This window comes from Pareuzebyella sediminis (assembly GCF_008367235.1).
Taxonomy (GTDB): domain Bacteria; phylum Bacteroidota; class Bacteroidia; order Flavobacteriales; family Flavobacteriaceae; genus Pareuzebyella; species Pareuzebyella sediminis.
On record NZ_VTZS01000006.1, the window covers coordinates 101,328 to 114,473 of the forward strand.

The 13,146-nt window shown below is 40.6% G+C and carries 12 protein-coding genes; 7 read left to right on the plus strand and 5 right to left on the minus strand.

Translation table 11 applies throughout. The annotated features are described in order from the left end of the window. Positions 1 to 13: 13 nt before the first annotated feature. Genes F2B13_RS18300 through F2B13_RS18310 form a run of 3 tightly spaced genes read right to left on the minus strand, consistent with a single transcriptional unit; the run spans position 14 to position 3,297 of the window. On the minus strand, positions 14 to 967 hold the full coding sequence (locus F2B13_RS18300) for an AAA family ATPase (protein WP_149275299.1): 954 nt from the start codon (positions 965 to 967) through the stop codon (positions 14 to 16). A 4-nt stretch (positions 968 to 971) separates the two neighbouring features. After that, complete coding sequence (locus tag F2B13_RS18305; RefSeq protein WP_232622962.1) at positions 972 to 2,438, minus strand: peptidylprolyl isomerase; 1,467 nt, start codon at positions 2,436 to 2,438, stop codon at positions 972 to 974. After that, positions 2,407 to 3,297 carry a peptidyl-prolyl cis-trans isomerase gene (locus tag F2B13_RS18310; RefSeq protein ID WP_149304806.1) on the minus strand — a complete coding sequence of 297 codons (891 nt, stop codon included), beginning with the start codon at positions 3,295 to 3,297 and terminating at the stop codon, positions 2,407 to 2,409. Before F2B13_RS18310 ends, F2B13_RS18305 begins: the two co-directional genes overlap by 32 nt. Before the next feature lie 225 nt (positions 3,298 to 3,522). On the opposite strand from F2B13_RS18310, the gene F2B13_RS18315 reads away from it, so the two are divergent. The 7 genes from F2B13_RS18315 to F2B13_RS18345 all read left to right on the plus strand — a co-directional run bounded on the left by F2B13_RS18315 (position 3,523) and on the right by F2B13_RS18345 (position 9,571). Further along, on the plus strand, positions 3,523 to 3,981 hold the full coding sequence (locus F2B13_RS18315; protein WP_149275297.1) for an SRPBCC family protein: 459 nt from the start codon (positions 3,523 to 3,525) through the stop codon (positions 3,979 to 3,981). 3 nt (positions 3,982 to 3,984) lie between these two features. After that, the gene (locus tag F2B13_RS18320) at positions 3,985 to 4,236 is read left to right on the plus strand and encodes a hypothetical protein (protein ID WP_149275296.1); all 252 of its coding nucleotides are present in this window, start codon (positions 3,985 to 3,987) and stop codon (positions 4,234 to 4,236) included. A 32-nt stretch (positions 4,237 to 4,268) separates the two neighbouring features. Continuing rightward, positions 4,269 to 5,411, plus strand: coding sequence for a serine hydrolase (locus F2B13_RS18325; protein WP_149275295.1), 1,143 nt, complete (start codon positions 4,269 to 4,271; stop codon positions 5,409 to 5,411). Positions 5,412 to 5,413: 2 nt separating this feature from the next. Then, complete coding sequence (locus F2B13_RS18330; RefSeq protein ID WP_149275294.1) at positions 5,414 to 5,929, plus strand: SRPBCC family protein; 516 nt, start codon at positions 5,414 to 5,416, stop codon at positions 5,927 to 5,929. Positions 5,930 to 6,016: 87 nt separating this feature from the next. After that, positions 6,017 to 6,748, plus strand: a complete 732-nt coding sequence (gene rluF, locus F2B13_RS18335; RefSeq protein ID WP_149275293.1) for a 23S rRNA pseudouridine(2604) synthase RluF — start codon at positions 6,017 to 6,019, stop codon at positions 6,746 to 6,748. Positions 6,749 to 6,981: 233 nt separating this feature from the next. Next, complete coding sequence (locus F2B13_RS18340) at positions 6,982 to 8,322, plus strand: carboxypeptidase-like regulatory domain-containing protein (protein WP_149275292.1); 1,341 nt, start codon at positions 6,982 to 6,984, stop codon at positions 8,320 to 8,322. Between the two features lie 190 nt (positions 8,323 to 8,512). Continuing rightward, complete coding sequence (locus F2B13_RS18345) at positions 8,513 to 9,571, plus strand: S66 peptidase family protein (protein ID WP_149275291.1); 1,059 nt, start codon at positions 8,513 to 8,515, stop codon at positions 9,569 to 9,571. Positions 9,572 to 9,839: 268 nt separating this feature from the next. Here F2B13_RS18345 and F2B13_RS18350 read toward each other — a convergent pair whose 3' ends face one another. Together F2B13_RS18350 and recQ are read right to left on the minus strand one after the other, a co-directional pair. Beyond that, positions 9,840 to 10,328: a fasciclin domain-containing protein gene (locus F2B13_RS18350; protein ID WP_394348979.1), complete on the minus strand. Its 489-nt coding sequence runs from the start codon at positions 10,326 to 10,328 to the stop codon at positions 9,840 to 9,842. A gap of 410 nt (positions 10,329 to 10,738) precedes the next feature. Next, positions 10,739 to 12,949, minus strand: a complete 2,211-nt coding sequence (gene recQ / locus F2B13_RS18355; RefSeq protein ID WP_394348977.1) for a DNA helicase RecQ — start codon at positions 12,947 to 12,949, stop codon at positions 10,739 to 10,741. Positions 12,950 to 13,146: the final 197 nt, after the last annotated feature.

Genomic DNA, 13,146 nt, shown 5'->3' on the forward strand with positions numbered 1-13,146 from the left:
TATTCAACGAATTCTAGAGCAATCCATTAATGATTTCATCTTCGGAAATACCTTCTGCCTCAGCTTTATAGTTCTTTATTATGCGATGCCTGAGAATGCCGAAAGCCACCGCCTTGACATCTTCAATATCGGGCGAAAATTTCCCATTGATCGCCGCATGGGCCTTCGCCGCTAAAACCAGATATTGGGAAGCTCTCGGGCCCGCACCCCAATCGATAAACTGCTTGACATAGTCTGAGGCCGTATCAAGATTCGGCCTAGTAGCATTAACGAGTTTTACGGCGTATTCTACTACCTTGTCGGGGACCGGAATACGACGCACCAAATGCTGTACCTCGAGAATCTCTTGGGCATCGAAAAGGGGATTAATGGTCATCGATGTATCTGAAGTCGTATTTTTGACCACTTGTATTTCCTCCTCAATAGACGGGTATTTTAGCTCTATGGCAAACATAAAACGGTCGAGCTGTGCCTCGGGAAGCGGGTACGTACCTTCTTGTTCTATGGGGTTTTGGGTAGCCAATACAAAATACGGAAGGTTCAACTTATGGCGCTGACCTGCGATTGTCACGACCCTTTCCTGCATTGCCTCTAGCAGCGCAGCCTGCGTTTTTGGTGGAGTACGGTTAATCTCGTCAGCGAGAATTATGTTGGCGAAAATCGGCCCTTTAATGAACTTAAATTCGCGGTTTTGATCTAAGACTTCGCTTCCCAAAATATCACTGGGCATCAGATCGGGAGTAAATTGTATACGCTTAAAATCAAGTCCCAAAGTTTGGGCGATCGTATTGACCATTAAGGTTTTAGCCAATCCGGGAACTCCGATCAATAGCGAGTGTCCACCAGTGTAAATGGATAGAAGAATCTGGTCGATAACCGAGTCTTGACCAACGATTGCCTTTGCAATCTCTTGCTTGAGGGACTTGTGCTTCTTTACGAGATTATTGATTGCCGCTACATCTGACATGCAATCAGTCTTTTATCCAATTGTTTGCGAAATCGCAATCACGATTGGCCTCGTTAACGCTAATATAGGTATCATCAATATGCTTGTCCATCCATTTTTTGATAGCCTTGTACTGCTTTTCGGTTTTAGCCAATTGTTGAATTTTTAGATAATCTTTTGCAAAGTCTGCAACATGCTCATCATAGCGGTTGGTTACTTTTAGAATCTTGTACTTTGAAACGCCGCCCCTTGGATCCTCTTCCAATATAGGATAAGAAATTTCATCGTCCTTGAGGTTTCTGACCTGATTATATAAAGTAGGATCCATCTTGGTAAGTTCGAACCTAGAGTCGAAAGTGGTAGGATTTCGTAGTAATCCGCCATCAAACTTGGTTTCCCTTTCATCCGAAAAGGCCTTTGCGGCATCCGCGAAAGAATATTTACCTTCCATAATGTGCTTTCGAATGGTATCGAGTTCGGCCTTGGCTTCCTCCAGGGCTTTGCTAGAGACTTCGGGTTGCATTACGATATGCCTTAAATCAAGCTCTTGCCCGCGAATCTTTTCGAGAAAAATAATATGATACCCGAACATCGTTTCAAAGGGTTCTGAAATTTGACCTTCCTTTAGACTGAACGCCACATCTTTAAATTCCTTTACATAACCCGATTGCTTGGTTACCCCACCGATAAAACCTCCTTGCGATTTTGAACCTGGATCTTTGGAATACAGAATAGCCTTCACACTAAAGCTGGCATCATTATCTTCGACATCGGCTTTAATAGCGTTCAATTTGTCGATTACCTTTTGCTTCTCTTCCTCTGTAGGCTTCGGTTGTTTAACAATCTGTGCAATTTCCATCTCCGCACCAAAAACCGGACGCTCATCTTCAGGTATCTTATTGAAGAACTGCCGTACCTCTTCCGGAGTAATTTCGATTTTCTCCACGATATTAGATTGCATTTTCTCGGAAAGCATCCTCAATTTGTTAATTTTATTGATATCCTCCCTCAAACTCGCTTCGTCTTCCTTTTTATAGAATTTCAAAAGCTTTTCCATGGACCCGATCTGTTGAACAAAACCTTGTATCTGTCTATCTGTAGTTGCGGCCACCTCATCATCGGAAACCAAAAGACTGTCCTGCACCGCCTGATGGGCATACAATCGATCTTCCATAAGTTTCCCTAAAAGTCCGCAACGCGTTATATCAGCGGTTGAAACGCCTTGACTCTTGAGGTCAATCAACGTCTTCTCGATGTCAGACTCCAGAATAACGTAGTCTCCAACGACGGCCGCTATACCATCAAGTTTAATCTTCTTGAAATTTCTCGTTGTATCACGCGCAACGATTGCATTGGCCTCTTGCAAAATGGCTTCGTTCTCCCCTTCGGTTTCTGCCACATCAGACTGCTGGCCGACGACCGTCGAAATAACAAAAAGCACCGCAAATAATAATACGGCGCTACTCTTCATTTGTGTACACCTCAAACTCATTCTTTTTAATTGCCTCATCTATTATTTCTGTTTCCAATTTTCTTAAATAATCCAAACGCCTTCGATTCAATAACACCTGCTTAATTGTGGGCTCGATGTAGGATAAAGGGGCGATTTCGTTGATATTTCTAATATCAACAATCTTGCCCAAATATACCCCGTTTGCATCCTCTAATTCAAAAAATTGTGATTTTTTTAGGTGTTTGTCGGCATTCTCGAGAGTCAAAGGGGGTATTTCATCGAGTACCCGGGATACACTTACCCATATCGAATCGTTAAAATTGAGTTTTCTGAACTGTACCCCAATAGAATCCAAATAGCTTATATCGGCCTCTTCAAAACGCTTTAATCTTTGAATAACCTCATCTTTATTCAAAAATTGTTCCGGCAATGCCACAAAACGCAATTTGACCAACTTCTCCTTGAGCTTGAAATTCTCTTTTTGTAGCTCATAAAAACGTTGGAGCTGATCTTTACTGACTGCAGAATCGCTACCTTGTTGCACCAAGGCTTCTTTGTAAGCCCGTGTATACAGATCGGTTCTATAGTCCGATACCAAAGCATCGTATTCGGCAAGTTTTTCTTCTGACAAGTTAATCTTTGCCTTTTCGAGCAATATCTGTTTCGATGCCCAATTATTGATATAACTTGTGACAAAAGAAGCGCTATCCTCAGGCGACATACCCTGCCCTAAGAGAGGTTCAATATCTTTGCGCAACAAATATGTCTGCCCCACCCTGGCCAGAAACTCTGGCTCATTTTTTTTCCAAAGGGCTTCACAGGCACCGCACATAATTAAAAGCGACAGCACCCCAATGGGATTTAAAACATTCTTTAACAAACGCTTTGAAATTTTCATTCGGTAAAAATAAGAAATACATTATGGCGTACAAACCTTGTGTTTACTGTTAACAGATATTTGGCTACCCTGACAAGAAATCCTTATTTTAGTAAATGTCAGTGAGAGGAGGCTTTTCTTTTATAAAACAAACCGCTGTTTGTAAAAAAATCCTACTTTCTTTGGCCTCCTGTCGTTCACCTATGAATTGTCACCATTAAAGGCACCTGATCAAAATTTTGAAAAATGAAATATACCACTGAAATCACCGTAGAAGTTCCTAGGCCCATTTTTATCGAAAAAATGGATAGCATAGATAATCTGAAACACTGGCAACAAGGTCTTATAAATTATAAGTTACTTTCAGGGACACCAGGCGAAGAGGGTTCTAAAATGGAGCTGAGCTATCGTATGGGAAAACGAAATCTAGTGCTTGTCGAGACTATCATGAAAAAAGATTTACCCAGTGAATTACACGCGACTTATGACACGAAAGGTGTACATAACATACAGAAAAATCACTTCAAGGATATCGATGGTAAAAGCACCCTTTGGATATCGGAGACGGAATTCCAATTTTCAGGATTTATGATGAAAGTCATGGGGTTTTTAATGCCTGGTGCATTTAAGAAACAATCGGTAAAATACATGCAAGACTTTAAGGCATTTGCCGAAGACGGTATTTCAGTAGCGGAAAAGAATTAGGAGATGAGCAGAAAAATAAAGCTTATTTGGGATTTTCGTGGTCCTGCCGCAGAAAAGACGGCAGAACACCATGAAAAGCATCTTGAAGAGTTCACCCGTATCGAAAAAACCGCAATGAATATAACTGGCTACGAACACCTGAACGAGGTGCACAGCTTGGCATACATGGTTGTAAATGAAGATGAAATGATTTCGGTTCGCGACGCGTTGAAACCCCATCGTGGAGAGTTATGGAATCCAACTGACCCCTCATAGGTTAAGGATTGTTCACTATAATTTGATTAGCAATGCTTAAAAAATTACTTGCCTCTATATTTTTTTGCGCATACCTTATGGTCTCTTGCAATGAAAGAGAACAACAGCAAGACCCGTTGCGCATGGTATTAGCCTCTGACAATCCGAAGATAAAGAGGGTTGTAGATAGCGTTGCCCCCTACGAGGTACAGATTCGGTACACCCAAATCGATAGACAGAACGATAGTGTCATCTTTACTGATTTCGACTATCAGGTCGATTCATCCCATTATTTTTACCCTGCAAGTACGGTCAAACTCCCCATAGCTATATTAGCGCTCGAAAAACTCAATAAAATCGATGGTATGGACATCGACACACGATTTTACATAGAAGGTGATTCGGTGGAAACTACTTTTGCCAAATCGATCTCGGCCATATTTGCGATCAGTGATAATGAATCGAGCAATCGACTTTTCGAGTTCTTAGGACAAGACATCCTAAATAATTCCCTTGAGAAAAAAGAAGTGGGGTCTTTCAGAATAGTGCACCGGCTTGGGCTTCACTCCGATGATGTAACCACTAAACCGCTGATAGTCTATGAAGATGATAGTACAACAACAATCATAGAGGGATCTATCAACACGCCGGCCAAACCCTTGAATATTGAAGGCCTGTTTAAGGGGAGTGCGTTTTATGACAACGATTCGCTTTTTCATGAACCTTTCGATTTTAGCCTTAAAAACTATTATCCAATCGAAACGCAACATGAAGTACTTAAGAGAATCATTTTTCCAGAACATTTTCCGCCCGATAAACGCTTTGACCTCAATGAAAAGCAATTACGCTTTCTATTGGACGCTATGCAAACCTTGCCGAGGGCAGCGGGTTACGACCCTGACAAATACTATGATGGATACTGCAAATTCTTCATGTTCGGTGATTCCAAGGAGCATATTCCCGAGCACATCAAAATTTACAATAAAGTAGGTTTTGCATTTGGAACGCTGACGGATTGCGCTTATATATCAGATACGAAAAACGATATCGATTTCCTTTTAACCGCCACCATCCTTGTTAACAAGAACACTATATTCAATGATGATATATATGAATATGATAGTGTAGGCATTCCCTTTTTGGCAGAATTAGGAAGGCAACTTTATACTTATGAACGAAATAGAAAAAAAGAATAGGTATGGACCATCCAACTTTTGAGACTTTCACCAAAAAAATCTATATCAGAACAAAAAAGGAAAGATTGTATAACTGTTGGGCTACGAAAGAAGGTATTTGCTCTTGGTTTTTAAGAAGCGCCCAATATGTGACGAAAAATGGTACTCTACGCGGGCTTGAAGAAAAGGTGCAGCCCGGCGATGCCTATCTTTGGGAATGGTACAACTGGAACGGACAGGAAAAAGGCGAGATTTTGCAAGCTGACGGAAAAAATTTTATGGAGTTCTCTTTCGCCGAAGTTTGTAGGGTATCAATTACCCTGGAGGAAAAAAATAGAGCCGTATTATTGACCTTAAAGCAATATTCCATTCCAACGGACGAGAAAAGTAAAATGGACATCTATATTGGTTGTTGTATGGGCTGGACTTTTTGGCTTACCAATCTAAAAGCCTATCTAGAACATGGTATTCTGCTTAACGAAACGGAAATAGATCTTACCAACGAGCCTATGGCCGGTCACATGTACGTGAATATGTAAAGAACCATCGCTTGATGGGCCAATCCTTTTCAAGACCCTAGCTTATCCAACGACAATCCTATACCTTTGCCTTTTAAACTTCAGAAGTTGAACGATTCAAAACCAACAAGAATTAATAAATACCTTAGCGAAGTCGGTTATTGTTCGAGAAGAGCGGCGGATAAATTGATTGAACAGGGTAGAGTAACCATCAACGGAAAGGTTCCTGAAATGGGTACCAAAATATCAGGGAATGACGAGGTTCGGGTAGACGGGACGTTAATTACCGAACCGGATGACAAACCCGTATATCTGGCATTTAACAAACCTGTCGGTATTGTTTGCACTACGGACACCCGAGTCGAAAAAGACAACATTATCGACTTTATTAACTATCCCAGACGTATTTTCCCTATCGGGAGATTGGATAAGCTCAGCGAGGGGCTCATTTTTTTGACCAACGACGGCGATATCGTAAACAAGATTTTACGCGCAAGGAATCATCATGAAAAGGAGTATTTGGTAACCGTAAACCGGCCGATTACTCCAGATTTCTTGCATCAAATGCGAAACGGGGTGCCCATATTAGATACCGTAACCCGAAAATGTGAAATTGAACAAATTGGCAAACAAGAATTCAGAATCATACTTACCCAAGGTCTAAATCGGCAGATCCGTCGGATGTGCGAGCATCTTGATTATCGTGTAAAACGATTAAAACGTGTTCGTATAATGAACGTAAAGCTCGATATTGCAGTAGGTAAATGGCGCAACTTGACACCTGCAGAATTAAAGGAAATACATCGGTTGGTTGCTTCTTCTTCAAAAACCCATTTTTAGACTCTATCTACCAATGTTAAGAATTTAAAACAGTGAACTACATCTTCTCATAAAAAATGCACAGATGTTTATTTCTTGCCTATACCTTAACTCGAATATTGATTTATCCCTCCCATTGTATCAAATAATGCCAAAAATGTATGAAAAGACTTATTTTATAGGTAAATTTTAACATCCTATTCTTCTTAAAATCATTAACTTAGAGTGCATATAAATTGCTATATCCATTCATCATGATACATACACAAAGATTACACCATGTAAAAAGCACAATCGCACCATTTTGGATTCTGATTTTTGTTTTTTTAATAGCCACGAATAAGACATTGGCCTTCTTCCAGGATGCACAAGAAAGCAGCCAACAGGAAGTTAATTTTAATGAATTTAAAGGAGAGGTACTTGATTCTGATACCAAAAAACCTTTGGTATTTGCCACCCTCTCGCTCGAAAATTCAAATATCAGTACAATCTCGAATACAGAAGGTGAATTTTCATTGAAGGTTCCGAAAGAAATAACAGATGCCAACATTTTGGTATCCTTTCTCGGTTACAAGACCAGGTCTATTCCCATTCTACAATTTCAAGAAGAGGATAACACCATTTTAATGGATATATCCATTACTGAGCTTCCTGAAATAAACATTAGCATTCCCAAGGATGCAGAAGCCCTTGTTCGTGAAACATTACAGAAAAAAGGTGAGAACTATTTCGACGACCCCACACTGATGACGGCATTTTATCGTGAGACCATTAAGAAAAGAAGGCGAAATGTTTCTCTTTCCGAAGCGGTGGTCAATATTTATAAAACTCCCTATACCTCTCTTAAAAAGGATGGTGTCAAACTTTATAAGGCTCGGAAAAGTACCGACTATAGTAAATTAGACACTATTGCCCTTAAATTACAGGGAGGGCCTTTCAATGCCCTCTTCGTGGATATCATGAAATATCCAGAGTATATATTTGCCAATGAGGACATCTACGATTACGATTTTACGTTCGACCGATCGACAATGGTCAACAATAAGCTAATCTATGTTATTGATTTCAAACAAAAGCAAACCATAAAGGAACCCCTTTATACCGGTAAATTATATATCGACGCGGAGAATAAAATCTTAACTAGTGCCATATACTCTCTAAACATTACGGATAGGGATATGGCTTCACGAATGTTCGTAAGAAGAAAGCCAATAAATGCACAGGTATGGCCTACCGAAGTAGCCTACAGGGTAGATTATAGAGAAAAGAACGGCAGATGGTATTACGGATATAGCAATGTACTCCTGGAGTTTAAAATAAATTGGGACAAACGACTGTTCAACTCGGTCTATAGTATGACCTGTGAAATGGCCGTGACCGATTGGAAGAAAGATATGGCTGCAGATTATCCTCGGTCAAAAGATCGTATCAAGACTTCTATTATTTTAAGTGATGAGGCCATTGGTTTTGCCGATCCGGATTTCTGGGGAGAATATAACATTATCGAGCCAGAAAAGTCGATCGAGTCGGCTATCAGAAAAATACAACGGCAATTAAGACGAGCCGATTCCGACGGCGGCACTTCGATACCTTAAAGAAAACGATTCGAGGCTATAAACTCATATAGAAAGACTGCAACGAATATCGTTGCAGTCTTTTTGCATTATATGTATGTCTTATTAAGATCAAAAAATGATGAGATATTTGATTTTCCTCGAAAAAAAGTGGATTACAAAACAATAGCGTTTATTTTTAGGGTTCAAGCCAGACCCTAAAGCACCATCAATGAACAGAAGACGTCATTTTCTACGTACTGCCCTTGTGGCTTCGACCAGCGTTTTGCTTCCCAGAATATCTAATGCTAAGTCCACGCCAAAAACCAATCAAAAAAAAGTAGTACGTCCGAAGCGCATCAAAAAGGGAGATCGCATCGGTCTTATAGCTCCAGGCTATGCCATTAAACCCGAAACTCTTGAAGAAGCCATAAAAACCTTGGAATCGATGGGCCTCAAGCCTTTTCATACGCATCGTATTATCGGAAAAGAATATGGTTATTTCAGTAATACGGATGAAGAGCGGGCCAAAGATCTTAACGCAATGTTCGCCAATGAAAAAGTAGACGCCATTCTCTGTGCCCGTGGCGGATATGGATGTACCCGGATATTGGATAAAATCGATTATTCTCAAATCATCAAAAACCCAAAAGCACTGATCGGCTTCAGCGATGTCACTGCACTGTTGAACGGCGTACACCAGAGAACGGGCCTAGTTACCTTTCATGGACCTGTAGGGAGTACGCTCAACGACTCTTATAGCATCGCGCAGCTCGAAAAAGTACTGATGTATCCTAGACGTCTCACGACAATTACTAACGTTGAACCTTTGGAGAATAAACTCAAAACCAATGTGGAATATGATAGGTACACCATCTCGGCCGGTATCGCTAGCGGAAAGTTGATCGGAGGCAGTCTGACACTAATCAACGCGCTTATCGGTACACCTGACGAAATAGATTTCACCGATGCCTTGGTTTGCATTGAGGATGTCGAAGAAGCACCTTATCGTATAGACAGAATGTTAACCCAACTCATTGAAGGGAAAACTTTCAAGAAGGCGGCGGGTATCATTTTCGGCGTTTGTGCCGGCTGTAATGAATCGACAAACCCTAATTCATTTACCTTAAAGGAAGTGCTGATGGATAGAGTTCGACCGTTGCAGATTCCATCAGTATATGGAATGAGTTTTGGTCATGTCAAAAATAATTTCACCTTTCCCATAGGTACTCAAGCTCAACTCAATGCAGCCCAAATGGAACTCAAATTATTAGAACGGGCCGTTACATAAATCGAACCTGGAGAAAAGGAAACCTAGAGTCTAGCTTTGCTTCAATTTCTTCTATTATATATTTATAAGTATTATCGATTGGGATTTTGACTACAAGTGGACCACGAACCTGAAAAGCCAGTCGAATCGGTACTCAATACCACCTCATACATAAAATTATTGTAGTCTTAGACCGTACTATCATAAAGGAAGATCAAAAAAGCTACTCACAAAAAAACGCAATCAAATTAATTGATTGCGATTCTTTTTTATGGCCAATACTTTGTACTTATTGAGGCATCACTACTGTGTCGATAGCATGAATTACTCCGTTAGTGGCGGCAACATCGGCCAATACCACGGTAGAAGTATTTCCTTTTTCATCGGTCAACATTACATTGCTTCCGTCTAGCGAAAGAACAATGTCTCCGCCTTGAACAGTCTTTGCGGTGAAAGAGCCATTATTCTCTTTTATAGCTTTTACTACCGCTCCAGCATCATACTTTCCAGCCAAAACATGATACGTCAATACTCCAGTAAGCGCATCTTTACTTTCTGGTTTCAACAAACCTGCCACCGTACCTTCCGGTAACTTGTCAAAAGCGTCATTGGTCGGTGCGAAAACCGTGAACGGCCCATCACTGTTCAGCGTCCCTACCAAATCGGCTGCCTGTACAGCTGCGACCAACGTAGAGAAACTGTCGTTACCAGATGCCACGCCCACAATAGTCTTTGCTTGTGAGAATGAAGTGGTCACACTGAACAGAAGGGCAACCATTGCAATAATTGTAATCTTTTTCATAGTATTTAGTTTTAAATTTTGATGAAGGTAACTAGAAAATCATCAAACATTCTTAATTATTGTTTAAAGTTTTTTATTTATAATTAAACAAAATATAACCGATAAGAATTTGCTTCAGCAAGTTATTCTGTCGTACTATATTTAAAGGAGCTGCGTAGTCTTTTGTAAAGATGGTACTTATAAAGTTGCTCTGAGGGTGTTCTGTGGCAGATGAAAGTTGACCGAAGTTAAAAAGTCTATTCCGAAATTACAGGGCTTGAGGATTTCAATTGGTGAGTATTTCTTTACCTTCAATAGAAGAGGTTCAAAAGGGTAATTTGCCTATACAAAAAAATTGATTTGCCTTTAGGATCGTCGGTTCTGTAGAATGATGGTTTATCTCATATCTAATTCGCAACTTCGCTGATAAACTTAAGCCGATACAATCGAAGTTCCTCATCTTCGTAATCGCCATCAAACTCTTTCATGGCCGCTTCGAGGTCGTCCGATTCAGCTTCGAGAAAATATTCATGAATTTCTTCCTGTTGATCCTCATCGAGTACTTCATCGATCCAATAGTTCAAATTAAGTTTTGTACCACTGAAAACGATTTGTTCCATTTCTTTAATAAGTTCTGGTATTTCGAGCCCCTTGGCCGAAGCAATATCATTTAACGGAAGTTTTCTATCTACATTTTGAATAATGTACAATTTGAGTCCAGAGTTGGCACCCGTACTTTTCACCACCAAATCATCAGGCCGTATAACCTCATTTTCTTCTACATAAGCAGCAATATATTCCACAAATGGCTTGCCATATTTCTTGGCCTTGCCCTCCCCTACACCATACACATTGTTCAGTTCACTTACGGTAACCGGGTATTTCGTTGCCATATCTTCAAGAGAGGGATCTTGAAACACCACAAAGGGGGGCACTCCCAGCTTTTTTGCTTGCGATTTACGGAGATCTTTCAATTGCTTCAAAAGCTTTTCATCGGCCACCCCTCCTTTCGCGGCTCCTACGATGGTATCGGCGCCATCTTTATCATAGGTATGGTCTTTGGTCATCATAAACGATTGGGGATTTTTTAAAAAATCATCCCCCGAACCAGTGAGTCGTAGCACTCCGTATTGCTCAATTTCCTTTTTGAGCAATCCAGCTACTAAGACCTGTCTGATAAGGGCCATCCAATACCCTTTTCCCTTATCGGAACCGCTACCAAAAACAGACTTCTCATCGGCTTTATGTGAAGACACCAGGGCATTCACCTTTCCAGTAAGTGTTTTAACAATTTCTTTTGATTTGAACTTCTCGTTCGTAGCCTTTACCGTATTCAATAATTTGACTACATTTTTTTTAGCCTCCTCTTTTTCTTTAGGATTTCGCGAATTATCATCCATATCGGCACCAGCACCGTTGACCTCATCGAATTCTTCACCAAAGTAATGGAGCATGAATTTTCTACGCGACATAGAAGTTTCGGCATAGGCCACAACTTCTTGCAGCAACGCATTTCCCACCTCTTGCTCTGCCACTGGTTTATTGGACATGAATTTTTCCAGTTTTTCGATATCCTTATAAGCGTAGAAGGCCAGACAATGCCCTTCACCCCCGTCCCTACCGGCTCGACCGGTTTCTTGGTAGTAACTTTCAATGCTCTTCGGAATGTCATGATGAATGACAAACCGCACGTCAGGTTTATCGATTCCCATACCGAAGGCTATGGTAGCCACAACGACATCGACATCCTCCATCAAGAACATATCTTGGTACTTTGATCGTGTCTTGGCATCAAAACCGGCGTGGTAAGGTACAGCACTCACCCCATTTACCTGTAGCACTTGGGCCAATTCTTCGACCCTCTTTCTACTCAGACAATATATAATACCTGACTTGCCTTCGTTTTGCTTTACAAAGCGGATAATTTCAGAATCGACATGGGCCGTCTTAGGACGCACCTCATAATAAAGGTTCGGCCTGTTGAATGAGGCCTTGAAGGTTTTGGCGTCGCCGATACCTAGGTTTTTAATAATATCTTCTTGAACTTTAGGGGTTGCCGTAGCCGTGAGTGCGATTATAGGCATCTTACTGTCCAAGCGATTTACAATCGCCCTCAGATTTCTATACTCTGGCCTAAAATCATGGCCCCACTCAGATATACAATGGGCCTCATCTACTGCAACAAAAGACAGGTTCACTGTTTGTAGAAAATCCACATAATCTTCCTTTGTCAAAGACTCGGGAGCTACGTAAAGTAGTTTAGTGATGCCGTCAGTAATATCTTGTTTTACCTGTTTTACTTCGGTTTTGTTCAGCGACGAGTTCAAGACATGGGCAATACCTGTTGTATCGGAAATACCACGAATGGCATCCACTTGGTTCTTCATCAAGGCAATGAGCGGGGAAACCACTATCGCCGTACCCTCTTGCATAAGTGCGGGAAGCTGATAACAGAGTGACTTACCTCCACCCGTGGGCATAATAGCAAATGTATTTTTGCCCTTCAATATACAGGTGACCACATCTTGCTGTAGTCCTTTAAAATCAGAAAATCCGAAGTATTTTTTAAGAGAGGATTTTATATCCGTTTCTTTCAAAACCATATCATGATTTGCCATAGTATGTCAAAAACTTAGGGTAGCTAAATATCTCACTCTTTAAGATACATATTTTTTTATCGGTGAAAGACACAAAACCCTCAAAATTTATTTCAGGGGATTTAAATTAGCCATACGTTAAGATTATGTAATTTTGTAATCTTAAATATAGAACAATCTTTGAGAAACGGATTCGATTTTTGGATAGATTTAGTAAA